The sequence below is a fragment of the Streptomyces yokosukanensis genome (assembly GCF_001514035.1).
Lineage (GTDB): Bacteria > Actinomycetota > Actinomycetes > Streptomycetales > Streptomycetaceae > Streptomyces > Streptomyces yokosukanensis.
Genome location: NZ_KQ948215.1, coordinates 251835 through 277493, shown reverse-complemented (window position 1 = coordinate 277493; position 25659 = coordinate 251835). Strand labels below are relative to the sequence as shown.

Here is a 25659-nt window from a genome sequence, read left to right as displayed (position 1 = left end):
CGGGCACAGTTCTCCGTGCGCCGTGCCGCATACCGGCGAGTAACCGACGACCGAGCGAGGAGTGCCCGTGGGTGACTGGGCCGGACGGACCGCCGCCGAGACAGCCGCCGCCGTACGCGCGAAGGAGGTCACCCCGCGAGAGGTGGTGGCCGAGTGCTTCGCGCGGATCGAGCGGCTCGACGGACGGATCGGGGCGTTCCGCACGGTGCGGGCCGAGGCGGCGCTCGCCGAGGCCGACGAGGTGGCCTCCCGCGCCGATCTGGCCGAACTGCCGCTCGCGGGCGTTCCCGTGGCCGTCAAGGACAATCTGGCGGTGCGCGGCGAGTCCCACCGCGACGGCTCCGCCGCCACCTCCGACGCCCCGGCCACCGAGGATCATGTGACGGTGGCCCGGCTGCGGGCGGCCGGCGCGGTGGTCGTCGGCCTGACGAACGTGCCGGAGCTGTGTGTCTTCGGCACCACGGAGGGCGTGTTCGGCACCACCCGCAATCCGTGGGACCTCTCCCGCACGGCGGGCGGTTCCTCCGGTGGCAGCGCGGCCGCGGTGGCCGCGGGCCTGGTACCGGTCGCGCTCGGCAACGACGGGATGGGCTCGCTGCGCATCCCGGCCGCGAACTGCGGTCTGGTCACGCTGAAGCCGGGGCTCGGTGTGGTACCGGCGGGGATCGGCAACGGCGACTGGTTCGGCATGGCGGAGAACGGTCCGCTGGCCACGACGGTCGAGGATCTGCGACTGGTGTTCGGCGTCCTCGCGGGCAGCGCCGGGGGGCCGGCCCCGCAGGAGGCCGCGTCCCGGCGGATCGCCGTGGCCCTGCGCAGCCCGCTCGTCGGGGTCGGCGTGAGCAGGCCGTATACGACCGCGGCGCGGGAGGCGGCCGGGGTGCTGGCGCGGGCCGGGCATCAGGTGCGGCGGGCCGAGCCGCCGTATCCGCTCTCGCTGGGCGTGACCGCGCTGCGGCACTGGACGGCCGGGACGGCGGTGGACGCCGAGGGCCTGGACCGGGCGCGGCTGGCCCGGCGGACCCGGGTGCACGCCGGTCTGGGCCGGCGGTTCGTCGGCTCGGTGCGCACCGGGGACGACCGCGAGCGGCTGCGGGCCCGGCTGACCCCCTTCTTCACCGAGCACGACGTCCTGCTCACCCCGGCCCTGGCCCGACGCTCCCCGGAGGCCGGGCCGTGGCACGAGCGCGGCTGGCTGCGCAACGTCCTCGCCAACACCGCGTACTCCCCGTTCACCCCACCCTGGAACCTGACCGGCTGGCCCGCGATGTCGGTCCCCTTCGGCACGCTCCCCTCGGGCGCCCCGTGCGCCGTACAGCTCGTCGGCCGCGCGGGCACGGAGTCAGTCCTGCTGGAGCTGGCGGAGGAACTGCACAAGCGGCGGCCGTGGCCGCGTACGGCATCGATGGTCGACTCCTGAGCCCCGCCGGGCGGGCAGGCCGCAACCGCAGCCGGTCCTCGGCTGCGGCCGGACCTTCAGGTCAGTCCACGCTGGGCAGGATGTGGGGTTCGGCGAGGTCGTCCTCGTAGCCCGCGAGGCGGATCGGAGCGGACCGGGCCCACACGTCGAGGCTGCCGAGTTCCCCGGGCCTGCGGCCGAGGCGCTCCTTACGTTCCTTGGGACGCTCTTCGCGATTCGTCTTTTCCGGTGTCACCGCGCACTCCTTATGTGTCGGTCACCCTCGAGGGCCTGCCGGACAGCCTGCGCTACGGCACTAAACGCCCGCTCGGGTCTGGTTGAAAGGCCAGTTCGGACGCGGTGGCGCCGGTGCGGGCATGGGATCTGGGTGGGACCCGGTACTGCTGCCCGCCCCTCCAGGTTACCCAAATGAGCGGAGGTGCGCTCGATCGGGAGTGCAAACAAGGTGTAACCATCAGAAGTCGTTTGACCCCTCAATACCTCTCAATATGCGGCTATTTGCCATGCGCCGCTCACTCGACCGGCTGGGCGATTCACCCACTCGGCCTACAGGTGGCTCAGTTCAAGTGCCGTTGGCCGGACCGCAAGGTGGCCATGATCTGCTGCTGGGCGGCAACGGCTGTCTCGCGGAAGGACTGACGCATGGAGCTGCGCAGCGTCGAGGAGCTGATGGATCTGCTGTACGCCGGGCGGCACCAGCACGCGCTGCGTACCGCCGCGCTGCTGCGCCGTACCCGCCCCGCCGACAAGGAGCTGCAGGTCGCGGGGCTGGTGCACGGCATCGGGCCGGTGCTGAGCCCGAGTGACGAGAGGGGTCGGGCGCTCGGCGCGGCCGAGGCGGTGCGCGCGCTGCTCGGGGAGCGGGTGTTCCGCCTGGTGCGCGGTGACGCGGGACCCGCCGACGACGATGTGGTGCGGCTGCGTCAGGCCGACGAGGAGAGCCGTACGGCGGGCTTCGACGCGGGCGTCCTGGAGGACTGGCGCACGGTACTGGAACTGGTCGCGGCCCGCCATTCACGGCTCGGTGCCGTCGACTGACGTCCGGTGGCACCCGGGGCGTGTGCCCCTGGACGGCTGACGGTCCCTCACGGGATCACCCGCGGGAAGCGCCCGAGAGCCGGCGCGGTGCCCGAGATCGGCACGGCGACGCGTGGGCCCCGAAGGGCCCGCGGTTCCTGCAGGGGCCGGCTGATGGATCACACCCCGCAGGAACGCGCCGGCGGCGGGGTCACCACTTGCCGGGCGCGTAGTCCTTCATGAAGACGCCGTACAGGTCCTCGCCCGCCTCGCCCCGGACGATCGGGTCGTAGACGCGGGCGGCGCCGTCGACCAGGTCGAGAGGCGCGTGGAAGCCGGCCTCGGCGAGGCGCAGCTTGTCGTAGTGCGGGCGCTCGTCGGTGATCCAGCCGGTGTCGACGGAGGTCATGAGGATGCGGTCGGTGTCGAACATCTCCTGGGCACTGGTCCGCGTGACCATGTTCATGGCGGCCTTCGCGGCGTTGGTGTTCGGGTGCCCGGCGCCCTTGTAGCCGCGGCCGAAGACACCTTCCATCGCGGAGACGTTGACGACGTAGGCCCGCCCGCTGGCCGCCTTCTTCGCGGCGTCGGCCATGGCCGGGCGCAGGGCGCTGATCAGGATGAACGGCGACGTGTAGTTGCACAGCTGGGTCTCCAGCAGCTCGACCGGCGAGATCTGGTCGATGGTCTGCACCCAGGTGTTGGTGTCGACGACGTCGGGGACGAGGCCGCCGGCGTCGATGGCGGTGCCGTCGATGTGCCGGGCGACGCTGGCGTTGCCCGCGACGAGGGCGAGGTCGGCGACCTTCTGCGCGTCGAGGCCGCTGGTACCGAGGGGCAGCGCGGCGATGCCGTCGACCGCGCCGGAGTTGAAGGCGCCGATGACGTGATGGGCCGGGAGTTCACCGGCGGGCAGCGCGGCGCCCTCGCCGTCGACCAGGGCCGCGTACGCGGAGGGCAGGCGGCGCACGGTCTGTGTCGCGTTGTTGATCAGGATGTCGAGCGGCCCCGCCTCGGCGACCTGCTCGGCCAGCGCCACGGCCTGCGCCGGGTCGCGCAGGTCGATGCCGACGACCTCCAGCCGGTGCAGCCAGTCCGCCGAGTCCTCCATGGCCTTGAACCGGCGGATGGCGTCCTTGGGGAAGCGCGTGGTGATGGTGGTGTGGGCGCCGTCGCGCAGCAGCCGCAGCGCGATGTACATGCCGATCTTGGCACGGCCGCCGGTGAGCAGGGCGCGCTTGCCGGTGAGGTCGGCGCCGGCGTCGCGCTTGGTGCGGTTGGTACGGGCGCAGTCCGGACAGAGCTGGTGGTAGAAGTAGTCGACCTCCACATAGCGGCCCTTGCAGGTGTAGCAGGAGCGCGGGCGCTGGAGTATGCCCGCGATCTTGCCCTCCTCGACCTTGGAGCTGGGCAGCAGGCCCTCGGTCTCGTCGTCGATGCGCTCGACAGAGCCGGTCGCGGTGGCCTCGGTGACGGCGCGGTCGTGGGCGGTCTTGGCGGCCCGGCGCTCCTGACGGCGGCGCTGCTTGACCGTCCGGTAGATGTGCGAGGTGGCCCTGCGCACCTTGATCGCGTCGGGGTGGTCGACCTCGATCTCGTCCAGTTCCTCGAGCACGCTCAGGCAGACGGCCAGCCGCTCGGGGTCGATACCCGGGCCGTAGACCACCTCGTCCACGGCCGTGGAGCCGTCCTGTGTCACCGTCATCGCGCTGCCGCTTCCCTGATCACCCGAGCGGCGCTCCGACTCGCGCCCGCTTTCGAACGGGGAATTTTACGGAGTGCGGGGGCCCGGGACCAAACCGCTCTCCGGGGCGGTCCACGAACCCGCAGGTCGCCGAGGGTGACGGCACTCGCGGACGCCGCCCGCGGACGCCTACGTTCGTGGTACGGGTGGTGCGGGTGGGAACTTCGGCGCCGGTCTCCGCGAGGCCGCCGACGGCGCATCCGTCCCTCAGGAGCCACCCGCACCCGACCGTGGGAACCGCGGGGCGGTGCGGGTGGGGCCCTCACATCTCGCAGGCCGACAGCAGCGTCTCGATCTCGGCCGACACCGCGTACGCGAGCCGGTCCAGGTCCGGCACGGCCCGCGCGTCGGCGACGAGCCCGTAGTGGACACGGCCGCGATAGGTCGAGATCGCGACCGCCAGCGCCTGCCCGGGCGCGAGCGGGGCCAGCGGATAGACCTCTTTCAGCTCGTGTCCGCCGAGCCGCAGCCCCAGCCCCGGCAGGGGCACGCTGGTGACGAGGATGTCGAACCACAGCCGGGCCGCCTGGCCGACGAGCGGCCCGCCGAGCCGGTGACCGAGGGCCGGGACGTGGTCGGCGAGCAGGGCGACGGCACCGGCGCCCCGGTCGGGTCCCGCGTCCTTGTTGCGGACCATGGCGGTGCGCACGGTGTCGAGGCGGCCGAGGGGGTCGGGCTCGCCCACGGGGAGCGGTATCAGATAGCCGGAGAGCCGGTTGCCCTGGGGATGGGCGGTGCGCGGGCGGCGCCGGGAGACGGGGATGAGGGCGCGGGGCGCCACTCCCTTGGTGCCCTCGCCGCGCTCCTCCAGCCAGCGGCGCAGGGCACCGGCGACGACGGCGACGAGCACGTCGTTCACGGTGCCGCCGGCGGTCTTGCGCACCCGGTGCACATCGTCGATGTCGACGACGACGCCGGCGGTACGGCGGGTGCCGCTCGACGGCGCGGTGAGCGCGGAGACGGTCCGCATGCCGAGGGTGGACCGGGCGAGGCAGGCACCGATGCCGAGGGCCCGGCCCGCGTCGGACAGCGCGCCCCTGACCAGGCCGGGGACCAGGCTCGGCAGTTTGCGCACGTCGGGCAGCAGGCCGCGCGGCGGCTCGAGGGCACGGGGCGCCCGCTCGGGCAGATCCATCGGGTCGAGGACACCGGCGGCGAGCTTCAGTGCGCGCAGCCCGTCGGCGAGGGCGTGGTGGAACTTGAACAGCACGGCGAAGGACACCCCGTCCTCACCGGGCATGACATGGGCCTCCCAGGGCGGCCGGCCGCGCTCCAGCGGGCGTTCCATGAGCCGGCCGGCGACCGCGTGGAAGTCGGCGGTCGGGGCGTGCAGCCGTACGTGGTTCAGCGGGTCGAAGTCCGGATCGCTCTCCCGGGCGGCGCCGCCGAAGCCGAGCGGCTGCCACACGTCGCGGATGCGCAGCCGCAGCCCGGGTACCGCGGCGGCCCGGGCGGCCAGCAGGTCGGCGGCATGGGCTCCGGCGGTGGGCGAGTGGGCACCGAAGACGCCGAGCGCGCCGAGGTGCATGGGGTGCCGGTCGGACTCGATGTTCCAGAACGCCAGGTCCAGGGGAGCGAGCAGGTCGGAAGTCACGGGTTTGCCTCACTCGCCGACGACGGGGGGATCTGCAGTCAAACCCCGTGACCTGATTACGGTCAAGTACGATCAAGCTACGCTCAGTTAACAGCAGATTAAGTCCCGCCCCTGCAAAAGGGGCGGGACCCGGTGATACGTGAGGTCACTTCAGGACGGGCTGTGCCGCGTCGGGTGACGTACCCCACTCTGACGGGCGCGAGCCGACCGTGAACGCGAGCGAGCGCAGGGAACGCAGCGCACCGGTCGTCAGATAGGTCCGCCTGTGCGCGGTTCCGTCGGTGCGCACGGACTGGATGTAGCGGTCGGCGGCGGAGGTGTTGGGCGCGGCGATCGTCAGATGGCCGCTCGGCCAGTACTGGCGGTCCAGGACGAGGTCCACACGGTCGAAGACGGGCGTGGACAGGCCCCAGGTGCCGTAGCCCGGCTGGATCGGGAAGAGCCCGATGGACGACAGCACGTTCCAGGCGGACATCGTGCCGAGGTCGTCGTTGCCGGTCATGCCGGTGGGTCCGTCGGTGAACAGGGTCAGGGCGGCGTGCACCACGTCGGTGGTCTTCCACGGCTGGCCGGTGGAGAGGTAGGTGTACGGCGCGATGAGGTCGGGCTCGTTCATCGGGTTGTACTTGTCGGCGTTGTAGTACGCGTAGGCGTTGCCGTGCACCCACGCCTCGCGGGCGGTCTTCGCAGGGTCGGCGAGCAGCCGGTCGTAGGCGAAGAAGGAGTCCAGCCGGTCGTTGGCCGCGCGCTCGCCGCCGATGAGCCGGACCATGCCGGGCACGTCCTGCGGCACGAGCCACTGGTACTGCCAGGCGGTGCCCTCGTGGAACCCGGTGCCGGCCGTCGGATCGGCCGAGCCGACGAAGCTGCCGGAGGCGTCGCGGGCGCGGAAGAAGCCGGTGCTCGGGTCGAAGATGCTCCGGTAGTTCTGTGCGCGGGCCGCGTAGCGCTCGGCGTCGGCCTGGTGGCCGAGACCGCGGGCCATCTGGGCCAGCATGGCGTCGGCGAGCGCGTACTCCAGGGTCACGGAGGCGCCGTGGTGGTAGTCGGAGTCGCCCATCTTGGCGTACGCCCGGTCCTTGTCGAAGGGGGCGAAGCCGTGCGCGAGGTACTCGGCGTTGGCCTCCCGGCCGATGCCCGGATTGCCGCGCGGCGGAACGCCGTCGGCGTTCTTCTTCAGCGCGCGGTAGGTCCGTTCCTCGAACCCCTTGAGCAGGCCCATCTGATAGGCCGTGGTCAGGAAGGGGGTGACCGGGTCGCCGCTCATGATGTTCGTCTCGACCGGGCCGTAGCCCCACTTGGGCAGCCAGCCGCCGTTCTGGTCGATCGCGACGACCGACCGGGCCATGTCCCGAGCCTCGTGCGGCGCGAGCAACGCGAGGAGCTGGACCTGGGTGCGGTAGGTGTCCCACAGCGACCAGTTCTGGTAGTACGTGAACCCGTCGGCGTGGTGGATCCGGCGGTCCCAGCCGAAGTACCGGCCGTCGGTGTCCCCGCCGAGGTTCGGCGCCAGGAACGACCGGTACAGCGAGGAGTAGAAGGTCCGGCGCAGCGTGGTCGAGCCGCCGTGCGCCCGGACGCCGGCGAGCCGCTTCTCCCACTCCTCGCGGGCCCGCTCGCGGACGGTGTCGAAGCTCCGGCCGCCCTCGGCGCCCAGGTTCCCGGCCGCGCCGCGCGCGTCGACGTACGACATCGCGGTGGTCGCCTCGACCGTACGGTCCTTGGTGGTGTCGAAGCGGACGTAGGCGCCGCCGGGTCCGGTGCGGGAGCCCGGGGTGACGGTCTGGCCGTCCCAGGTGCCGTACGCGGTGAAGGGCCGGCTGAAGCGGGTGATCGTGTAGACGGTGTAGGGGCCGGTGTCCCGGCAGAAGCCGTGCCCGGTGATCGCGGTGCGCACGGTGCGGTTGTCGAGGACCTCGACGGTGCTGGAGACCCCCTTGTGCAGCGACTGGGCCGCGTTCAGCAGGACGTTGGCCCTGTCCGTGGCGGGGAAGGTGTAGCGCTGCACACCGGTGCGCGCGGTCGCGGTCAGCTCGGCGCGGATGCCGGAGGCGAGGCCGACGCGGTAGTAGCCGGGGCTCGCCGTCTCGTCCTGGTGCCGGAACCCGGCCGCGTACTTCGTGTAGTCCGTCTGTGTGACGTCGCCGGTGGTGGGCAGCACGGGCAGGTCGCCGCCGAGGCGGCAGCCGACGCCCGAGAGATGGACCAGGGAGAAGCCACGGATACGGTCCTGCGTGTAGTCGTAGCCGGTCATGTGCCCGGTGTCCGGGGACAGCTGCACCATGCCGAAGGGCACGGCCGCGCCGGGGAAGGTGTTGCCCTCGTTCTGGCTCCCGATGAACGGGTTGACCAGATCGGTGAGGTGGCCGTCGGTCCGCTCTGCGGCCGGTGCGGCGGGGGTGGCGATCAGCGCGGACGCTGCCATCACCCCGGCAAGGCACAGCCGTGTGCGCCGGATCCCTCTCATGTCGGATGACCTCCGCAGGTTCGACATCGTTGTCTGCATCCTGAAGGTCGAACGACCCAAATCCGGGCAAGGTACGGCTATCACACCGATCGCGTCGCGTACGGCAGAGCTCGAAGGTGACGCCTTGTCAGCGGACCGGGCACGAAGCCCTCGCGGATCCGCTCCGCCTCAGCCCTGCCCCGGACGGTCCGACGGGCCGTAGTGGTGCGGTGCGGCGTCCTCGTCCTCGATCAGGCCGTCGGCCGCCGCGTCCAGTTCCCGCCGGTCGTACTCCGTGAGGAAGGGGAAGACGGCCCCGCAGTCGCGGCAGGCACGCGCGCGCGAGGCCTCGAACGCCGGCTGGGGCTTGAAGAATCCCGGCCTGCGAAACCTCAGCCGCAGCCGCTCGAACGACCGCTCCCCCGAGGTCAGCTCGCCGACCGGGCTCAGCCGGGCGGAACCGCATATCCAACAGCGCATGCGGGCGACCCTATCTCCGCGCCCGACAGGCGTCCTGCCCAGGCCCTAGGACACCCGCTGTCCCTTCCCCAGGGCGATCACCCCGCCCTTGGAGACCGTGTACAGCTCCGCGTCCCGCTCCGGGTTGACGCCGATCGTCGCGCCGGGCGGGACCTCCACGTTCTTGTCCAGGACCGCGCCGCGGACCACCGCGCCCCGGCCGACGCGCACGTTGTCGTGCAGCACCGAGCCCTGGACCACCGCGCCCGGGTCGACGCGTACGCCCGGCGAGAGCACCGACCGGGTGACCTGACCGCGGATCAGGCAGCCCGCGCTGATGATGGACTCGCCCGCGATGCCGCCCGCGCTGAAGCGGGCCGGGGAGAGCTGGCCCGAGTGGGTGTAGATGGGCCACTGCCGGTTGTAGAGGTTGAACGCGGGGCGCTCGGCGATGAGGTCCATGTGTGCCTCGTAGTAGGCGTCGAGGGTGCCCACGTCCCGCCAGTAGCCCTGGTCGCGGGTGGTCTCGCCGGGCACGTGGTTGTCGCCGAAGTCGTACAACTGCGCCTCGCCGCGCGCCGTGAGCTGGGGCAGGATCGAGCCGCCCATGTCGTGCACCGACCGCTCGTCCTCGGCGTCCCGGTGCAGCGCCTCGACGAGCGTCTTCGTGGTGAAGATGTAGTTGCCCATAGAGGCGAAGACGGTCTCGGGGTCGTCCGGCAGGCCCGGGGGGTCCGCGGGCTTCTCCAGGAACCGCTCGACGCCACGCCCGTCCGGGCCCGGTGTGATCACGCCGAAGGACGAGGACTCCGTGCGCGGCACGCGGATGCCGGCCACCGTCACGCCCGCACCGCCCTCGATGTGCCGGCGGAGCATCTGCCGCGGGTCCATGCGGTAGACGTGGTCGGCGCCGAACACGGCCACGTACTCGGGCTGTTCGTCGTGGACCAGGTTCAGGGACTGCAGCAGCGCGTCGGCGCTGCCCAGGTACCAGCGGGGGCCGAGGCGCTGCTGGGCCGGGACCGGTGTGACGTAGTTGCCGAGCAGGCTGGACATCCGCCAGGTGGTGGTGACGTGCCGGTCCAGCGAGTGCGACTTGTACTGGGTCAGTACGCAGATGCGCAGGACGTCGGCGTTGACGAGGTTGGACAGGACGAAGTCGACGAGGCGGTAGGTGCCGCCGAAGGTGACGGCTGGTTTGGCGCGGTCCGCGGTGAGCGGCATCAGGCGCTTGCCCTCCCCGCCCGCCAGTACGATCCCCAGCACCGAAGGTCCTCCACGACGCATGTGGCCGCTCCCCTCACCCTGGATGAACCATGGCTGCCCCGAGCCGACGGGGCTAAGCCTGCTTGCGGATCTCCTCGTACAGAGCGGCCGTGCGCCGGGCCACCGTGTCCCAGCCGAACTCCCCGGCCGCGCGCTCCCGTCCGGCCTCCCCCATCCGCCGGGCCGCCGTCGGATCGCCGAGGACGGCGTCCAGGGCTCGGGCGAGGCCCGCCTCGAAGACCTCGGGGTCGTCGTGCGGGTCGACCAGCAGGCCGGTGCGTCCGTGGTCCACGACCTCGGGGATACCGCCGACGCGCGAGGCCACGACCGGGGTGCCGCAGGCCATCGCCTCCAGGTTGACGATGCCGAGGGGCTCGTACACCGATGGGCAGACGAACACGGCGGCGCGGGTGAGGAGTTGGACTACCTCCGGGCGGGGCAGCATCCGCGGGATCCAGAACACGCCCGAGCGGCGGCGGCTCAGCTGCTCGAACATCTCCCGGAACTCCCGGTCGATCTCCGGGGTGTCGGGCGCGCCCGCGCACAGCACGACCTGGGCGGCGGGGTCGATGTGCCGTACCGCGCGCAGCAGATGGGGCACGCCCTTCTGGCGGGTGATCCGGCCGACGAACAGGACGTAGGGGCGGTCCGGGTCGATGCCGTGCCGGACGAGGGCGTCGGTGCCGTGGTCGGGCCGGTAGAGGCGGGTGTCGATGCCGTTGTGCACGATGTGCACGGTGGCCGGGTCGAGCGCCGGATAGCAGGCGAGGATGTCCTCGCGCATGGCGCCGGACACGGCGATCACCGCGTCGGCCGCCTCGACGGCGGTGCGTTCGGCCCAGCTCGACAGCGCGTACCCGCCGCCCAGTTGCTCGGCCTTCCAGGGGCGCAGCGGCTCCAGCGAGTGGGCGGTGAGCACGTGCGGGACGCCGTACTGCAGCTTGGCGATGTGCCCGGCGAGATTGGCGTACCAGGTGTGGGAGTGGACGAGTTCACGGCCTTCGAGGGCGGCGGCGACGGACAGGTCCACGGAGAACGTGCGCAGTGCGTCGCCCGCGCCGTCGAGCGCGGACCAGGGGCGGTGGCGTACGACGCCGACGCCGCGTCCCTCGCCCCAGCAGTGCACCTCCAGGTCGACCAGGGAGGTCAGTTCTCGGGCGAGGAACTCCACATGGACGCCGGCGCCGCCGTACACGTCCGGGGGGTACTCCCGGGTCAGCAGTCCCACTCGCACCCGACAACCCCCTTGTCCCGGCGGCAGGTTCCTCTCATGGTCACCCAGATGCGGCGCCCGGGGAAGAGCGCGGCGGCCGGGTGAAGCAGCAGTCGCCGCACACCCCGCCGCCGGGCACCCGGTAGTACAGGCAACAGCTGCGGCGGCGGAAGGCGGTGCCGGTGCGGGTGCCGGTGGTGCGCAGCAGGGGGTGGGCGAAGAGTTCGTCCGTCAGAGCCCTGGTCCGGGCCGCCACGTCGGTACGGCCGTGCGCGCGGGCCCAGCGCCGCAGTTGCCCGGCCGCCCCGGCGAGCGCGGAGCCCGCGTTGCCCCACAGCAGTCCGGGCGCGCAGCCGAAGCGGGCGCTCGCGGCCTCTGCCAGGGGCCGCAGATGCCCGTGCAGCACGGCGGCGGCGAGGGTGGCGGCGTCACCGGGCAGCGGGCGCAGCTCGGTCAGGTACAGGTCGTCAGGAGCGGCGGCGCGCACGTCCCAGCGCAGCAGACGCGGGTCGAGGTCGGGCAGAGCGCCGTGCAGGGCGGCGCAGCCGAGGGCCGTCGACCACAGTCGGGCGGCCAGTCCCTGCTGGGCGAGGGAGGCGGCGACGCGCGGCTCGGGGGTGCGCAGCCGGTCCGCGACCGTGGTCACCCGCGCCGTCAGAGGATCGTTGGAGGCGTCCGGTGCCGTCGGTTCGTAGGTCTGCGCGAGTGTCGGCAGTCGTCCGGGGTCGGGGGCGCCGGCGGATCCGGCCGGGTCCCGGTGGGTGCGCAGGACGAAGAAACCGCCGAGCGGGCGGAGGGCGGCGAGAGCGGGGTCGAGGTCCACGACAGGTACTGGTACCAGGCGCGTGCCCGGCCCGCTGCCGGGGGGTCCGGGCGCGCATCACCCGTCTCGAGGATGATCGCGCGGCTGGTGTACTCCATCGGCAGTAGGACGCATTGCGTGCTCAGGGACGACGACGGGAAGGACGCGGACGGGCAGAGTGTTGGCCATGGTTGTCGACCGTACGCCGCGCCGGGCTCAGGGCCGCGGCCTCACGCAGAGGAGACGCGGATGAGCGCCCTCGCGTTGTCCGTGGTCCTGTCGTTCGTGTCCGCCCTCGCCTACGCGGCCGGCGCGATCGTGCAGGAGCAGGTGGCGGTGTCCTCCCCGGACAGCGCGTACATGCCGGTGCGCCGGCCGAGCTGGTGGGGGGCGCTGGCCCTCAACGCCCTCGGTGGGGTGCTGCACGTGGTGGCGCTGGCCTACGGCCCGCTGAGCCTGGTCCAGCCGCTCGGCGCGCTGACCATCGTCTTCGCGCTGCCCATGGCGGCGCTGTTCGTCGGCCGCCGCGCCGGGGCGACCGCCTGGCGCGGCGCCGTCATGGCCACGGTGGGCCTCGCCGGTCTGCTGTCCGTGGTCGGCTCCTCCGACGCCCACTCGCTCGACACGGCCCAGCGGGTCGCGGTCGCGGTGGTGACCGGCGGCGCGGTGGTGGCGCTGATGTGCGCGGGTCTGGCCGCGCACCGGCATCCGGCGGTGCGCAGCGTGCTGCTCGCGACCGCCTCCGGCATAGCGTTCGGCATGTCGTCGGTGTTCACCAAGACCGTCGCCGAGGACTGGACGCACGGCATCGACCTGGACGACCTGCCCTCGCTCGCGGTGATCGGCCTGTTCGCCGGCGCCGGCGTGGTGCTGTCCCAGGCCTCCTACCGGGGCGGCGGCCTCGCCGCCCCGCTGGCCACGCTCACCGTGGTCAATCCGGTGCTGGCGGCGGCGGTCGGCATTCTGATGTTCGGCGAGACGTTCCGCCACGGCGCCACGGGCACCGTGCTCGCCCTGTGCTGCGGAGCGGTGACGGCGGGCGGTCTGATCATGCTGACGACCGAGCGGATCACCCGCGGCGAGGCGCCTTCCGCCCCGGCCCCGACCGCGGTCGGCCCGGATCCGGCTTCCGCCGGGCCGGAAGCCCTCGTGGGCGTGCCGCAGCAGCGCACGGCCGCGGAGGACCGGGGGACGGCGGTGGACGCGGCGGCGCGGACCGAGCCGGCCCCGTCGTCCGAAGGCAGGGCCGAAGCCGAGGACAAGGCCGAGGCCGGGCCCGGGGGCGTGTCCGACAAGCCCGTGCTGCGGGATCTGGACGGACCCGCGCTGCGGGACCTGCTCGTACCGGCACCGGGTGACGGTCGCGGGGCCCGGCCGGGCGGTACCGAGCAGGAGATCGCCGGCGGCGAACCGCCGACCGGCGCGCTCCCCTCCTCGTTCACCGCGTCGTTCACCGTGCTGCCGATGGGCGTCCATGTGCCGCCGACGCTCCTGGACCGCCACCGTACGTGGGTCAGATCCTGACGCCGCCGGCCCGCAGATAGGCGAGCGGGTCGATGTCGGTGCCGAAGCCCGGTCCGGTCCGTACCTCGAAGTGCAGGTGCGGACCGGTGACGTTCCCGGTGGCTCCGGAGCGGCCGATGCGCCGGCCCGCGCCGACGTCCTGCCCGATCCGCACCGAGATGGCCGACAGATGGCCGTACTGGGTGTAGCGGCCGTCGGCGTGCCGGATCACCACCTGGTAGCCGTACGCGCCGCCCCAGCCCGCGGCCACCACGTGCCCGGCCTCGGCGGCCTTCACGGAGGTGCCGGTGGGCACGAGGAAGTCGACACCGGTGTGGTAGCCCTTCGACCAGTGCGAGCCGGCCACCCGGTAGCCGGTGCCGATGGGCGCCTCGACCGGCGCGACGAGCGTGCGGCCGGTGCTCCTGGTCCGCCGCGGCGCGGCCCTGTGCTCCGAAGGGGCCTTCTTCTCGGGGGACTTGGTGCCGGCCGTCGTGCCGCGCAGGCTGAGCCGTTGGCCCGGCAGGATGAGGTCGGGATCGGCGCCGATGGTCGTGCGGTTGCCGGCGTAGAGCCCGTGCCAGCCGCCGTGGACGTGGTGTTCGTCGGCGATGCCGGAGAGCGTGTCGCCGTGCACCACGGTGTACATCTCGGTCCGGCCCGCGCGGGACTGCGGGGTGGTCTGGGGCCGGACGTCCCGTACGGTGTGCTTCTCACCGGCGGTCACGGGCCGGGCAGCGGCGCTGTCCGTGTGCACGCTCTCCGCGTGTCCCACCGGGTCGGCGTCCCCCCGGGTGAGCCCGCCCCGCACCGAGCACACCGGCCAGGCGCCGGGCCCCTGCCCGTCGAGGACCTTCTCGGCGACGGCGATCTGCTGGTCCCTGGTCGCGAGGTCGGCGCGCGGCGCGTACCGGGTGCCGCCGTAGGCCTCCCAGGTGGACTGGGTGAACTGCAGCCCGCCGTAGTAGCCGTTGCCCGTGTTGATGCTCCAGTCGCCGCTGGACTCGCAGGCGGCGACCTTGTTCCAGGTGGAGGCGTCGGCCGCGTCGGCCGTGCCGGCGGCGACCAGGGGGAGCGCGAGGCCGGCGCTGCCCGCCGTGACGGTGAGTGAGGCGCGGTTGATCCTGTTCGGCTGGTACCGGCGGTGCCGGCCGCGTACGGCCATGTCCGACTTCCCCTCGGCATGCGTCAGGAGGGGCAAAAGTATGCGCCGCGAACAGGCCATGACAAGACGGAAAATCGGCCGCTCCCGCCGCCCAAGTGGCCGGGAACGGCCCTTGCTTGGCCTGATCGGCCGAAGACTGAGGCCTGGGGCGCCCTCGCTCCGTACATGAGCGTGGCGGGTCGGATGTGCGCTCACCGTAGCGGCACGTCAGGATGGGCTGCGGCAGGCCCTCAGGGGCCCGTACTGACGGAGCCGTAGTTCAGAGGCAGCTAGGGAGCAGGCGGTATGAGCACTTCAGCGCAGATCGGTGTCACGGGCCTCGCGGTCATGGGCCGCAACCTCGCCCGGAACTTCGCCCGCAACGGCTACACGGTCGCCGTGCACAACCGTACGGAGGCGCGGACCAAGGCGCTGGTGGAGGAGTTCGGCGGCGAGGGCGACTTCATCGCGGCCGAGACCGCCGAGGAGTTCGTGGCGGCCCTGGAGCGTCCGCGCCGCCTGGTGATCATGGTGAAGGCGGGGGCGCCGACGGACGCGGTGATCCAGGAGTTCGCGCCGCTGCTGGAGCCCGGTGACATGATCATCGACGGCGGCAACGCGCACTTCGCGGACACCCGGCGCCGGGAGAAGGCGCTGCGCGAGCAGGGCATCCACTTCGTCGGCATGGGCGTCTCCGGCGGCGAGGAGGGCGCGCTGCACGGGCCGAGCATCATGCCGGGCGGCCCGAGGGAGTCGTACGACTCGCTGGGCCCGATGCTGGAGAAGATCTCCGCGAAGGCGAAGGACGGTGCGCCCTGTGTGACGCACATCGGCCCCGACGGCGCCGGCCACTTCGTGAAGATGGTGCACAACGGCATCGAGTACGCCGACATGCAGCTGATCGGCGAGGCCTACCAGTTGCTGCGCGATGTCGCCGGGTACTCCCCCGCCGAGATCGCGGGGATCTTCCGCAGGTGGAACACGGGCCGTCTCGACTCGTACCTGATCGAGATCACGGCCGAGGTGCTGTCCCACGTGGACGCGGCGACCGGCAAGCCGTTCGTGGACGTGGTCGTCGACCAGGCCGAGCAGAAGGGCACCGGCCGCTGGACGGTGCAGATCGCCCTCGACCTGGGCGTTCCGGTGTCCGGCATCGCCGAGGCGGTCTTCGCCCGCTCACTGTCCGGGCACGCGGCGCTCCGCGAGGCCTCGCAGGGCCTGGCGGGTCCGAAGGCGGTGCCGCTGGGCAAGGACGAGGCGGCGGCCTTCGCCGACCGCGTGGAGCAGGCGCTGTACGCGTCCAAGATCGTGTCGTACACCCAGGGCTTCCACGAGATCGCCGCGGGCAGCGAGGAGTACGACTGGGACATCGACCTCGGCGCGGTGTCCTCGATCTGGCGGGGCGGCTGCATCATCCGGGCGGCGTTCCTGGACCGCATCCGCGCGGCGTACGACGCGCGCGCCGATCTGCCGAGCCTGCTGTCGGACGAGACGTTCGCGCGCGAGATCGCGGGCGCGCAGGACGACTGGCGCGAGGTGGTGATCGCGGCGGTGCGGCAGGGTGTTCCGACGCCGGGGTTCGCGGCGGCGCTGGCGTACTACGACGCGTTGCGGGCGGCTCGCCTGCCGGCGGCCCTGACGCAGGGGCAGCGGGACTTCTTCGGGGCGCACACGTATCGGCGGGTGGACCAGGAGGGGTCGTTCCACACGTTGTGGGGTGGGGACCGGTCGGAGGTCTCGGCGTAGCCGGCGTACTGCGCGTGGCGGGCGTAGTGGGCCTGGCGGGCGCAGTGGGTCTGCCCGCCTGAGGATTTGGGTGCGTGAGGCCTTGTGCGCTTGAGGTCTCGCGCGCCCCTCAAGTGAGCGGAGGGCCGGGTTCGGGGTTCGGTACGGGCTCCGGGCCCGGCGGGATCGGGGACGGTGACGGCTCCGGTGGTCCCGGGGGCGGCGGCGGTGGCGTCGGGGCGGGGTCCGGTGGAGGCGGGGTGGGCTGGGGAGCCGGCTCGGGCGGCGGCACCGGGCTCGGGTAGGGGTCCGGCGGGGTGGGCCCGGGGCCGGGAGCCGGCCCCGGTGGGACGGGGTCGGGGAACGGATGGGTCATGGGTGTCCTCCGGGCAGTCACGGGACGTCGCCTCTGGACTACTCCCCCGCGTACCCGGCCCCCGCGCGACCACTCACCCGACGGGGTGAGCCGTCGGCGCGATGTGGGCGGGATGAGCCGCCGGCTCGGCACAGGCGGGGACGGATCCGTCCGGTGCGGCCGGCGGCCTCGGTCTCCCGGTCAGGCCCGGACGGCCTGCGGGCTGCGCCGCTGCTCGGTGCCGGGCACGGGCTCGGAGGGGTCGGCGCCGAGGGACACGATCCGGTTGCCGGCGTCGACGTGCACGACCCTCGGCTTCAGCTCCCGCGCCTCGGCGTCGGTGACCTGGGCGTAGCTGATGATGATCACCAGGTCTTCGGGGTGCACGAGGTGGGCCGCCGCGCCGTTGATCCCGATCACCCCGGATCCACGCTCGCCCTCGATGACGTAGGTCTCCAGGCGGGCGCCGTTGGTGATGTCGACGATGTGCACCAGCTCGCCCGGCAGCAGGTCGGCGGCGTCGAGCAGATCGGCGTCGATGGTCACCGATCCCACATAGTGCAGGTCGGCCTGGGTGACGGTGGCACGGTGGATCTTGGACTTGAACATGGTACGCAACATCGGTGTACTCCCGCAGATAGGCTCCCTGCCTGCGTTTTTGCAGGTCAAGGGCTGTTTCCACACACTACAGCCAGTCGCGCGCCCGGGCTGCTCCTCCCGGGTTTTCCAGGACCGATGTTGACCGAATGCGGTCGGACGCCGGCCACCGTGGACCGTGCGGACGTGCCCGCCGACGGCCTCTCCCCCGCAATACCTCGAAGGGGTGATCCACGCTGTTCGAGCGACGCGGGGACACCCCCGGGCAAAGCCCGCTTGACCTCGACCGCCCAATAGAACATACGTCCACGATCTGCCCCGGTTCCGACCGTGACAGGCCCATCCGGGGGCCGTTGTTAGAGCACCAGTACCCCTCGTGCGTCCATTCGGAGGACCCCGTGAATCCTGTGCCCACCCCCGTGGATCCTGGCGCCGTATTCGAACGCCCCCCGCTTTCCGCCCCGCGCTCCGCACGCTGCCGGCGCCAGGTTCGGGGAGGTGTCCTGTGATGAGGTTCTTCGGGCGCGTGCGGATGGTCCAGCCCCAGGTCTCCGATGCCGAACGCGAGCTGTTCGGGGGTCCGCTGCGCTACGACACGGGATGGTCCGAGCACCAGCACGCGTGGCTCGACCTGACCATGCTGTCCGCCCTGCGCTCGATGCCGAGGCTGGTCGGGACCACCTTACGGATGGCGTGGGAGGCGGACCGGCGTGCCTTGCTCGCCGTCACCGTCAGCGAGATCGGACAAGGGGGCGCGGCAGCCGTCGGTCTCCTCGCGGTCAATGCCGTCATGCACGCACTGCTCGGCTCGGGAACGGCCGGGCAACGGCTGCACGCGGTGCTGCCCGGCCTGCTGGCCGCCGCCGGGATCGCGGTGGTCAACTCGGCTCTGGCCGGATGGTCCACCTCCCGGGCGGGCCGCCTGGAACCGGTCGTCGAGCGGATCGCCACCACTCAGTACCTGGCCGCCGCCGCCTCGGTCGAGCTGGAGGCCATCGAGGACCCGGACTTCCGCAGGCTGGTCGACGTCGCCCAGTACGGTCCGGCTTCCGCCCGCCGCATGATCAGTGCGTGCGTAGCCGCCCTGAACGGCACCATCTCGTTGATCGCGACGGCCGGTGTGCTCACCGTCCTGCACCCGGTCCTGCTGCCCATGCTGATCCTCATCGCCGCCCCCCGCGGCTGGGGCGCCATGCGGGTGGCGCAGGAGCGATATGTGTCGGTGATGAGCTGGATCGAGCACGTACGGGCCAGCCGCCTCATCGGCAATCTGCTCACCGAGCGCAGCGCGGCCCAGGAGGTGCGTGTCCACGGCGTGGGTCCGTTCCTGCTCAGCCGGTACGAGCGCATGGCAGAGAGCGCCGAGGCCGAGCAGGAGCGGCTGGCCTCCAGCAAGGCCGCCACGGAGTGGGTCGCCGCCGCGATGTCCGGTCTGGCCATGGCGGCGACGTACGGGACCATGTTCTTGCTGATCATGAGCGGGCACATGAGTCTGGCCGTGGCCGGGACCGCGGTCATCGCCGTCCGCTCCGGCTCGGCGAGCCTGGGCGCGCTGGTGATGAACGTGAACCAGCTGCACGAGGAGTCCCTCTACGTCCGCGACCACTCCCGCTTCCTGGACGAGGCCGCCCGGCGGGCCATCCCTCTCGGGGGCGATGCCGTCCCGACGCGGGTGAAACAGGTGGCCCTCGACCAGGTCACCTACCACTACCCGGACCGCGACACCCCTGCCCTGGACGGCGTATCGCTCACGCTGCCCATGGGCTCGGTCACCGCCGTGGTCGGCGAGAACGGCTCCGGCAAGAGCACGCTGATGAAGGTGCTGTCGGGCCTGTTGCTGCCGCAGAGCGGAACCGTGCTGTGGGGTGCCGCCGAGATGGCCGCCCTGGACCGCTCCCGTCTCTTCGAGCGGGTCGCGCTGCTCACCCAGGACTTCCAACGCTGGCCCGTCACGGCGGCGTTGAACATCCGGATCGGCCGCCCCGTCCACGAGGCCGGGCACGAGGACCTGCAGCCGTCCGTCGACTACGCCGGGGCCGGGCCCGTCGTCGACAAACTCCCCGACGGCCTGCGGAGCCTGCTGGCCCGGATGTTCCGCGGTGCCAGCGAACTGTCCGGCGGCGAGTGGCAGAAGATCGGGCTGGCCCGCACCCACTGGCGCAGCTCCACCTCGGCGGCCGACGGCGTCCTCGTCGTGGACGAGCCCACCTCCGCCCTCGACCCGGAGGCCGAGATCGCCGCCTTCGACCGCATCCGCCGGCTCGCCGCCCCGAACCGCGCCGTCGTCCTCGTCACCCACCGCATGTCCGGTGTCCGGCACGCCGACCGCATCTACGTCCTGCACCGGGGCCGGCTGGCCGAACAGGGCAGTCATGACGAGCTGATGGCCGCCCGGGGCCGCTACGCCGCGATGTTCGACGCCCAGGCCGCCCAGTACGCGCCGGCACCCACCGTCCCGCACCCGACGTCACCCGCCGTCCCGCACCCCGCCTCACCCTCCGACGCGGGCGCCGCATGGCCACCGCCCGCGACCGACCCCGCGTGACCGACCCGACGTACCGCGCTGCCACGCGCTCCACCCCCGAACTCGCCATGGGAGCAACCGTGTTGGACATCGAACGACAGACCCGCCTCGCCTGGGAGGCCTACGGGACACACCACCGGCGGCGCGGTACGCCCCTGCCGGAAGTCGACCGGATCGCCTGGGGCCCGTCGGCCGACGGGCCGGGGGACGGCATCCTCGGGGACCTCAGGGGGCTGCGGGTCCTGGACCTCGGCTGCGGCCCGGCCCGGCACGCCGCGCACCTGGCCCGCGCCCACGGCGCGCGGGTGGAGGCCGTCGACGCCTCCCGCCCCCAGATCGAGCGGGCCCGCACCCGCTACCCCGACGTGCCGGGACTGCGGCTGGTCCACGCCGACGCCGTAGAACACCTGGGTACGACAGCGCCGTACGACGTGATCGTCTCCCTCAGCACCTTCCACTTCCTCGATCCGCACCGGCTCCTGCCCGCGCTGGCGACCGCCCTCAAGCCCGGGGGCCGGCTGTACTTCACCGTGCTGCACACCAACTCCGCCGGCGACGGCCCCACCTCGACCGTCACCCCGCGCCCGGAGGTCCTGCACCTGGCCGACGGCGACGACCTCACCGTGCACATGTGGGTGCTCACACCCGAGCTGTGGGAGGACCTGCTCGTGCAGTACGGGCTCAGGGTGCAGGGCATCGGCGTCCTCGACGCGCCGCAGGAGGACAACCACGCCTCGTACCGGCTGTTCGAGGTCCACCGACCGGCCCGGATCACCGCCCGCCCCCGTACCGCGAAGCCGCCCCTCGCCCACGCGGCGGTGGGCGTCGGCGCCGTGCTGCTCGGCCCCCGGGGCCTGCTCCTGGGCCGGCACCGGCTGGGTACGCGAGAACTGCCCGGCGGGACCGTGGAACCGGGCGAGTCGCTGCAGGAGGCGGTCGTGCGCGAACTCGCCGAAGAGACAGGCCTGTACGCGGACCCCACCGACGTCCGCCTCCTGGGCATGCTCCTCGACCACGTCGGCGACGTCGTCCGTGTCACCTTCGGCACGCTCGTCACACGGTGGCGCGGTGAGCCCGCCGACCAGATCGACGAGAGCGTCGGGGACTGGCGCTGGTGGCCTCTGGACGCCCTGCCCCCGGAACTGTTCGAGTGCAGCGCCCAGATCCTCACCGCCTGGCGCCCCGATCTGCCGATCGACCACGCCCCCGCCCGCTTCACCCCCGTGACCGCCCCGCACCCGCCCACCACGGCCTGACCCCACCGGCCCGAGGAGTACGGCATCTCGGGGCGTGAAAGCGCCTTTCACGAAAGGCGTTTTCCGGACCTCCTCGCCTGGGCACAGCGGTCGGGGCACACGGTGTACCACCCCACCTCGACCTGCGCCATCGGCGCGGTGGTCGACCCCGAGCTGCGCGTGTTCGGCGTGCGGGCCTGCGTGTCGTCGACGCGTCCGTGTTTCCGACGGTGCCGCGCGGGAACACCAACGCCCCCACCGTCATGGCCGCGGAGAAGGCGGCCGATCTGGTCAGGTCGGGCGACGGCACCGAGGCGGTCGCCGGGTGACGGCGTCCCCGACGGCCGCCGGGGCGGCCTCAGGGCGGCGGTGACACCGGGTACGGCACGAAGGTGCTGGAGTTCTGGTCGATGCGCAGCGGGTGGCCGAGGGGCGGGGCGGCGCGTTGCGGGCACTGGAGGCGCTCGCAGACGCGGCAGCCCATGCCGATCGGGGTGGCGGCGCAGGCGCTGCCGAGGTCGAGGCCGTCGGAGTAGACGAGGCGGTGGGCATGGCGGACCTCGCAGCCGAGGCCGATGGAGAAGGTCTTGCCGGGTTCGCCCCAGCCGCCACGGTGCCGGGTGACGGCGCGCGCGGTCCACAAGTAGCGCTGCCCGTCCGGCATTTCGGCGACCTGGACATGGATCCGGCCGGGGGCGGCGAACGCCTCGTAGACGTTCCACAGGGGGCAGGTGCCGCCGGCCCGGGAGAAGTGGAAGCCGGTCGCCGACTGGCGCTTGGACAGGTTGCCGGCCCGGTCCACGCGCACGAAGGAGAACGGCACACCGCGCAGACGCGGCCGCTGGAGGGTGCTCAGCCGGTGGCAGACGGTCTCGTAGCCGAGGCCGTAGCGGTCGGTGAGGCGCTCGATGTCGTAGCGCTCCTCTTCGGCGGCCGTGTGGAAGGCGGTGTACGGCAGGACCAGGGCGGCCGCGAAGTAGTTGGCGATGCCGATGCGGGCCAGGCGGTGGGCCGGTGCGCCGGGCGCGAAGTCCTCGGCGGCCTGGCGGTCGAGTTCGGCGTCGTGTTCGAGCAGCGCGAGCTGGGTCGCCAGCCGGAAGGCGCGCTGGCCGGGCCGCAGCCGGGTGGAGAGGTGGAGGGTGCGGGTCGGCGCGTCGTAGTGGTGCAGGTGCTCGCCGGCCCCGCCGGTCAGCCGGACGCCGTGGCGGTCGGCGAGGCGGGCGGTCAGGGCGGGTACGGCCTCGCCGGGGCGGATGCCGATGTCCCGGGCGAGTTCCTCCGCCGCGAGGTCGGTGTCGTGGAGGTAGTTCTGGCGGCGGTAGAAGAAGTCCCGGATCTCCTCATGGGGTGAGCGGGGCTGCTCCGGGTCGGTGCCGCGGCCGTCGCCGAGGTGCTCGGCGAGCCGTTGGTTGCGACGGCCGAGGTCGAGCAGGACCTGGGCGACGGCGGGCATGCGGGCGGCGAGTTCCGTCAGGTCGGCGGCGGAGACCCGGGCCTCGGCGAGCTGTCCGGCCAGCGCCTCCCTGAGGTCCGCCACCAGGCGCGTGGTGTCGCGCTCGGAGAAGAAGCCCGGGTCGACCCCGAAGGCCTCGGTCAGGCGCAGCAGGACGGGCACGGTGAGCGGGCGGGAGTCGTGCTCCATCTGGTTCAGATAGCTCGGCGAGATCTCGAGCAGGCGGGCCAACTCGGCCTGGGTCAGGCGCCGTTCCTCACGCAGCCGCCGCAGACGCGCCCCCGCATAGGTCTTGCCCACCCGCTCGCCCCCCGTGTCCGGTGTCCGCTCAGCGTACGCGATCGACGTCCTCGCACACCCTTCGCAAACTTGGCAGACGGTGAGCGGAAGATTCGCAGAAGTTGGCAGACGTCCACGGTTGATGGCACTCAGTGCCAGTGCCAGAGTTCAAGTGCGGCCCGCCGGACACCGGCGACCACCGCCCGGAACCGGGGTGCGATTCATGCCCTGACATCGGATATCCCGGCGCCGACGGGGTCGTGACCGGCAGCATTGCTCAGCTCCGACCATACGGGTGACGGCGGGCCGCACCTCAGGAGTTGGACACAGAGTGCCACCTCTGATCTCTCGATCGGGGAGCTTGGCAACCGACACAGACCGAGGAGACGTGACAGTCATGGCAGAGACGAGGACGCAGGCGGCCGAGGAACTCGCGCGGCGCTGGGCCACCGATCCCCGGTGGCAGGGCATCGAGCGCACCTACACCGCGCAGGACGTGATCCGGCTCTCCGGCAGCGTCCGCGAGGAGCACACCCTGGCCCGGCGCGGCGCAGAACGGCTGTGGCGGCAGCTGCACGAGCGGGACTACGTCCACGCGCTCGGCGCGCTGACCGGCGGCCAGGCCGTGCAGCAGGTCAAGGCCGGTCTGCAGGCGATCTACCTGTCCGGCTGGCAGGTGGCCGCCGACGCCAACCAGGCCGGTCACACCTACCCCGACCAGTCCCTGTACCCGGCCAACTCCGTGCCGCAGGTGGTGCGCCGGATCAACAACGCGCTGCTGCGCGCCGACCAGATCGCCACCGCCGAGGACGCCGGCGACACCACGGACTGGCTCGCCCCGATCGTCGCGGACGCGGAGGCCGGGTTCGGCGGTCCGCTGAACGCCTTCGAGCTGACCAAGGCGATGATCGCGGCGGGCGCCGCCGGCATCCACTACGAGGACCAGCTCGCCTCGGAGAAGAAGTGCGGCCACCTCGGCGGCAAGGTCCTGGTCCCGACCGCGCAGCACATCCGCACCCTGAACGCGGCCCGTCTCGCGGCCGACATCGCCGACGTGCCCACGGTCGTCGTCGCCCGCACCGACGCCCTCGCCGCCAATCTGCTCACCAGCGACGTCGACGAGCGCGACGCCGAGTTCGTCACCGGCGAGCGCACGGCGGAGGGCTTCTACCGCGTCCGGGGCGGCATGGCGCCGGTCATCGCGCGCGGGCTCGCCTACGCCCCGTACGCCGACCTGATCTGGGTCGAGACCGGTACGCCCGACCTGGCGCAGGCCCGTGAGTTCGCCGAGGCCGTGCACGCCCGCCACCCGGACCAGATGCTCGCCTACAACTGCTCGCCCTCCTTCAACTGGAAGGCCGCACTGGACGACGACCAGATCGCCAAGTTCCAGCGCGAGCTGGGCGCGATGGGCTACCGCTTCCAGTTCATCACGCTGGCCGGCTTCCACTCCCTCAACCACGGCATGTTCGACCTGGCGCGCGGCTACGCCGAGCACGGCATGACGGCCTATGTCGACCTGCAGGAGCGGGAGTTCGCCGCGCAGGCCCATGGCTTCACCGCCGTCAGGCACCAGCGCGAGGTCGGCACCGGCTACTTCGACCTGGTCTCCACCGCCGTGAACCCCGCGTCCTCCACCACCGCCCTGGCCGGTTCCACGGAGGAGGAGCAGTTCCACTAGGCCCTGTCGCCACCTCCGTCGAGTTCGCGCGCGGCACGCATCGCTGTACGACGAGGGGTGAGAGCGCTACCCGGCCACCGTCGGGACCGCCCGCTGGTCCGGCCCCGCGTAGGAGGCGAGGGGCCGGATCAGCGCGTTGTGGGCGAGCTGTTCGGTGATGTGGGCGGTCCAGCCGGTGATGCGGCTCATCACGAAGATCGGTGTGAAGGCCGGGGGGTCGAAGCCCATCAGGTGGTAGGCGAGCCCGGCCGGGTAGTCGAGGTTGGGGTGGATGCCCTTGTGGGTGAGCACGGCGTGCCGCAGGGCCGTGTGCAGCGCGGCGAGGCGGGTCGCCTCCGGGTCGGTGGCCCGGGCGACCAGGCGGTCCAGGGCGTCCTGCATGATCGGCACCCGGGAGTCGCCGTGCCGGTAGACGCGGTGGCCGAAGCCCATGATCTTCCGCCGGTCGGCCAGGGCCCGTGCCAGCCACTCCTCGGCCCGCCGCGGGTCGCCGATCTCGGCCAGCATGTGCATCACCGCCTCGTTGGCGCCGCCGTGCAGCGGGCCCTTGAGGGCGCCGATCGCGGCGGTGACCGCGCTGTAGAGGTCGGAGAGGGTGGAGGTGACCACCCGGGCGGTGAACGTCGAGGCGTTGAAGCTGTGTTCGGCGTAGAGGACGAGGGAGATCTCGAAGCAGCGGACCACCTCCGGGTCGGGCACGCCGCCGAAGCACATGTGGAAGAAGTTCTCGGCGTGACCCAGTTCGGGATCCGGGGGGATCGGGTCGAGCCCCCGCCGACGGCGCTGGTCGGCGGCGACGACGGTGGGCAGCTTCGCCAGCAGGGTGAGGGACTTGGCGCGGTGGGCGGCCGGGCTGCCGTCGTCCTCGGTGGCGTCCTCGGCGCCGAAGAAGCTCACCGCGGTGCGCAGCACGTCCATCGGGTGACAGGTCTCGGGCAGCCGGGCCAGCAGCTCGGAGGTGCTGCGGTCCAGGGGGCGCTGGGCGCGTTCCCGGGCCTGGAAGTCGCGGAGCTGTCCGCTGTCGGGGAGTTCGCCGTACCACAGCAGGTGGGCGACCTCCTCGAAGGAGCGGTGGGCGGCGAGTTCCTGGACCGGATAGCCGCGGTACGTCAGGGAGTTGGTCTGCTGGACGACGGTGGAGATCTCGGTGGTGTCGACGACGACACCGGCGAGGCCGCGGTGAATGGTCATGGGGGTCCTCC

At 72.5% G+C, this 25659-nt stretch carries 19 protein-coding genes and 1 pseudogene; 8 read left to right on the top strand and 12 right to left on the bottom strand.

The window, feature by feature from the left end; translation table 11 throughout:
- Positions 1–67 precede the first annotated feature (67 nt).
- Complete coding sequence (locus AQI95_RS25560) at positions 68–1420, top strand: amidase (protein WP_067128263.1); 1353 nt, start codon at positions 68–70, stop codon at positions 1418–1420.
- 61 nt (positions 1421–1481) lie between these two features.
- Here the strand turns inward: AQI95_RS25560 and AQI95_RS46615 are convergent, their stop codons facing one another.
- Positions 1482–1655, bottom strand: a complete 174-nt coding sequence (locus tag AQI95_RS46615) for a hypothetical protein (protein ID WP_107121736.1) — start codon at positions 1653–1655, stop codon at positions 1482–1484.
- Positions 1656–2062: 407 nt separating this feature from the next.
- On the opposite strand from AQI95_RS46615, the gene AQI95_RS25555 reads away from it, so the two are divergent.
- Positions 2063–2458, top strand: coding sequence for a hypothetical protein (locus AQI95_RS25555; RefSeq protein ID WP_067128260.1), 396 nt, complete (start codon positions 2063–2065; stop codon positions 2456–2458).
- A gap of 190 nt (positions 2459–2648) precedes the next feature.
- On the opposite strand, the gene AQI95_RS25550 is transcribed toward AQI95_RS25555, so the two are convergent.
- The 7 genes from AQI95_RS25550 to AQI95_RS25520 form a co-directional block, all read right to left on the bottom strand.
- A complete protein-coding gene (locus AQI95_RS25550) occupies positions 2649–4142 on the bottom strand; it encodes an SDR family NAD(P)-dependent oxidoreductase (RefSeq protein ID WP_067128257.1) in 1494 nt (497 codons plus the stop codon).
- A gap of 301 nt (positions 4143–4443) precedes the next feature.
- On the bottom strand, positions 4444–5775 hold the full coding sequence (locus tag AQI95_RS25545; protein ID WP_067128255.1) for a wax ester/triacylglycerol synthase family O-acyltransferase: 1332 nt from the start codon (positions 5773–5775) through the stop codon (positions 4444–4446).
- 145 nt (positions 5776–5920) lie between these two features.
- Positions 5921–8242, bottom strand: a complete 2322-nt coding sequence (locus tag AQI95_RS25540) for a GH92 family glycosyl hydrolase (protein WP_067128251.1) — start codon at positions 8240–8242, stop codon at positions 5921–5923.
- 168 nt (positions 8243–8410) lie between these two features.
- The gene (locus tag AQI95_RS25535; protein ID WP_067128248.1) at positions 8411–8701 is read right to left on the bottom strand and encodes a hypothetical protein; all 291 of its coding nucleotides are present in this window, start codon (positions 8699–8701) and stop codon (positions 8411–8413) included.
- 45 nt (positions 8702–8746) lie between these two features.
- The gene (gene glgC / locus AQI95_RS25530) at positions 8747–9967 is read right to left on the bottom strand and encodes a glucose-1-phosphate adenylyltransferase (RefSeq protein ID WP_067128244.1); all 1221 of its coding nucleotides are present in this window, start codon (positions 9965–9967) and stop codon (positions 8747–8749) included.
- 52 nt (positions 9968–10019) lie between these two features.
- Positions 10020–11180 (bottom strand): glycogen synthase, encoded by a 1161-nt coding sequence (gene glgA / locus AQI95_RS25525; protein ID WP_079071463.1) that lies wholly within the window; start codon positions 11178–11180, stop codon positions 10020–10022.
- Positions 11181–11220: 40 nt separating this feature from the next.
- Positions 11221–11982 carry a (2Fe-2S)-binding protein gene (locus AQI95_RS25520; RefSeq protein WP_067128241.1) on the bottom strand — a complete coding sequence of 254 codons (762 nt, stop codon included), beginning with the start codon at positions 11980–11982 and terminating at the stop codon, positions 11221–11223.
- Between the two features lie 228 nt (positions 11983–12210).
- Between AQI95_RS25520 and AQI95_RS25515 the strand changes: the two genes are divergently transcribed.
- Positions 12211–13485, top strand: a complete 1275-nt coding sequence (locus tag AQI95_RS25515; RefSeq protein WP_067128238.1) for a DMT family transporter — start codon at positions 12211–12213, stop codon at positions 13483–13485.
- On the opposite strand, the gene AQI95_RS25510 is transcribed toward AQI95_RS25515, so the two are convergent.
- Positions 13475–14629 (bottom strand): transglycosylase family protein, encoded by a 1155-nt coding sequence (locus AQI95_RS25510; RefSeq protein WP_067128235.1) that lies wholly within the window; start codon positions 14627–14629, stop codon positions 13475–13477. The genes AQI95_RS25515 and AQI95_RS25510 overlap by 11 nt on opposite strands.
- Positions 14630–14914: 285 nt before the next feature.
- Here AQI95_RS25510 and gndA point away from each other — a divergent pair, with 285 nt between their 5' ends.
- Positions 14915–16354, top strand: coding sequence for an NADP-dependent phosphogluconate dehydrogenase (gene gndA, locus AQI95_RS25505; RefSeq protein ID WP_067128232.1), 1440 nt, complete (start codon positions 14915–14917; stop codon positions 16352–16354).
- A 535-nt stretch (positions 16355–16889) separates the two neighbouring features.
- Here the strand turns inward: gndA and panD are convergent.
- Entirely contained in the window at positions 16890–17309 is a 420-nt protein-coding gene (panD, locus tag AQI95_RS25500) for an aspartate 1-decarboxylase (RefSeq protein ID WP_067128229.1), read from the bottom strand.
- 484 nt (positions 17310–17793) lie between these two features.
- On the opposite strand from panD, the gene AQI95_RS25495 reads away from it, so the two are divergent.
- The 3 genes and pseudogenes from AQI95_RS25495 to AQI95_RS45185 form a co-directional block, all read left to right on the top strand.
- Positions 17794–19830 (top strand): ABC transporter ATP-binding protein, encoded by a 2037-nt coding sequence (locus tag AQI95_RS25495; RefSeq protein ID WP_067128226.1) that lies wholly within the window; start codon positions 17794–17796, stop codon positions 19828–19830.
- Between the two features lie 47 nt (positions 19831–19877).
- Positions 19878–21065 carry a bifunctional class I SAM-dependent methyltransferase/NUDIX hydrolase gene (locus tag AQI95_RS25490; RefSeq protein WP_067128606.1) on the top strand — a complete coding sequence of 396 codons (1188 nt, stop codon included), beginning with the start codon at positions 19878–19880 and terminating at the stop codon, positions 21063–21065.
- A 66-nt stretch (positions 21066–21131) separates the two neighbouring features.
- Positions 21132–21373, top strand: a pseudogene (locus AQI95_RS45185) (GMC oxidoreductase); the annotation flags it as partial.
- A 29-nt stretch (positions 21374–21402) separates the two neighbouring features.
- Here the strand turns inward: AQI95_RS45185 and AQI95_RS25485 are convergent.
- Positions 21403–22797, bottom strand: a complete 1395-nt coding sequence (locus AQI95_RS25485; protein ID WP_067128223.1) for a short-chain fatty acyl-CoA regulator family protein — start codon at positions 22795–22797, stop codon at positions 21403–21405.
- A 376-nt stretch (positions 22798–23173) separates the two neighbouring features.
- On the opposite strand from AQI95_RS25485, the gene aceA reads away from it, so the two are divergent.
- Positions 23174–24457: an isocitrate lyase gene (aceA, locus tag AQI95_RS25480; protein WP_067128220.1), complete on the top strand. Its 1284-nt coding sequence runs from the start codon at positions 23174–23176 to the stop codon at positions 24455–24457.
- A gap of 66 nt (positions 24458–24523) precedes the next feature.
- Here aceA and AQI95_RS25475 read toward each other — a convergent pair whose 3' ends face one another.
- Positions 24524–25648, bottom strand: coding sequence for a bifunctional 2-methylcitrate synthase/citrate synthase (locus AQI95_RS25475; protein ID WP_067128217.1), 1125 nt, complete (start codon positions 25646–25648; stop codon positions 24524–24526).
- Between the last annotated feature and the right edge of the window lie 11 nt (positions 25649–25659).

Excerpts from the sequence above, each read along its gene's own strand:
- AQI95_RS25555 (WP_067128260.1), top strand. The coding sequence starts at position 2,063 with ATGGAGCTGCGCAGCGTCGAGGAGCTGATGGATCTGCTGTACGCCGGG.
- AQI95_RS25550 (WP_067128257.1), bottom strand. The coding sequence starts at position 4,142 with ATGACGGTGACACAGGACGGCTCCACGGCCGTGGACGAGGTGGTCTAC.
- AQI95_RS25540 (WP_067128251.1), bottom strand. The coding sequence starts at position 8,242 with ATGAGAGGGATCCGGCGCACACGGCTGTGCCTTGCCGGGGTGATGGCA.
- AQI95_RS25535 (WP_067128248.1), bottom strand. The coding sequence starts at position 8,701 with ATGCGCTGTTGGATATGCGGTTCCGCCCGGCTGAGCCCGGTCGGCGAG.
- glgC (WP_067128244.1), bottom strand. The coding sequence starts at position 9,967 with ATGCGTCGTGGAGGACCTTCGGTGCTGGGGATCGTACTGGCGGGCGGG.
- AQI95_RS25515 (WP_067128238.1), top strand. The coding sequence starts at position 12,211 with ATGAGCGCCCTCGCGTTGTCCGTGGTCCTGTCGTTCGTGTCCGCCCTC.
- AQI95_RS25510 (WP_067128235.1), bottom strand. The coding sequence starts at position 14,629 with ATGGCCGTACGCGGCCGGCACCGCCGGTACCAGCCGAACAGGATCAAC.
- gndA (WP_067128232.1), top strand. The coding sequence starts at position 14,915 with ATGAGCACTTCAGCGCAGATCGGTGTCACGGGCCTCGCGGTCATGGGC.
- panD (WP_067128229.1), bottom strand. The coding sequence starts at position 17,309 with ATGTTGCGTACCATGTTCAAGTCCAAGATCCACCGTGCCACCGTCACC.
- AQI95_RS25495 (WP_067128226.1), top strand. The coding sequence starts at position 17,794 with ATGAGGTTCTTCGGGCGCGTGCGGATGGTCCAGCCCCAGGTCTCCGAT.
- AQI95_RS25490 (WP_067128606.1), top strand. The coding sequence starts at position 19,878 with ATGGGAGCAACCGTGTTGGACATCGAACGACAGACCCGCCTCGCCTGG.
- aceA (WP_067128220.1), top strand. The coding sequence starts at position 23,174 with ATGGCAGAGACGAGGACGCAGGCGGCCGAGGAACTCGCGCGGCGCTGG.
- AQI95_RS25475 (WP_067128217.1), bottom strand. The coding sequence starts at position 25,648 with ATGACCATTCACCGCGGCCTCGCCGGTGTCGTCGTCGACACCACCGAG.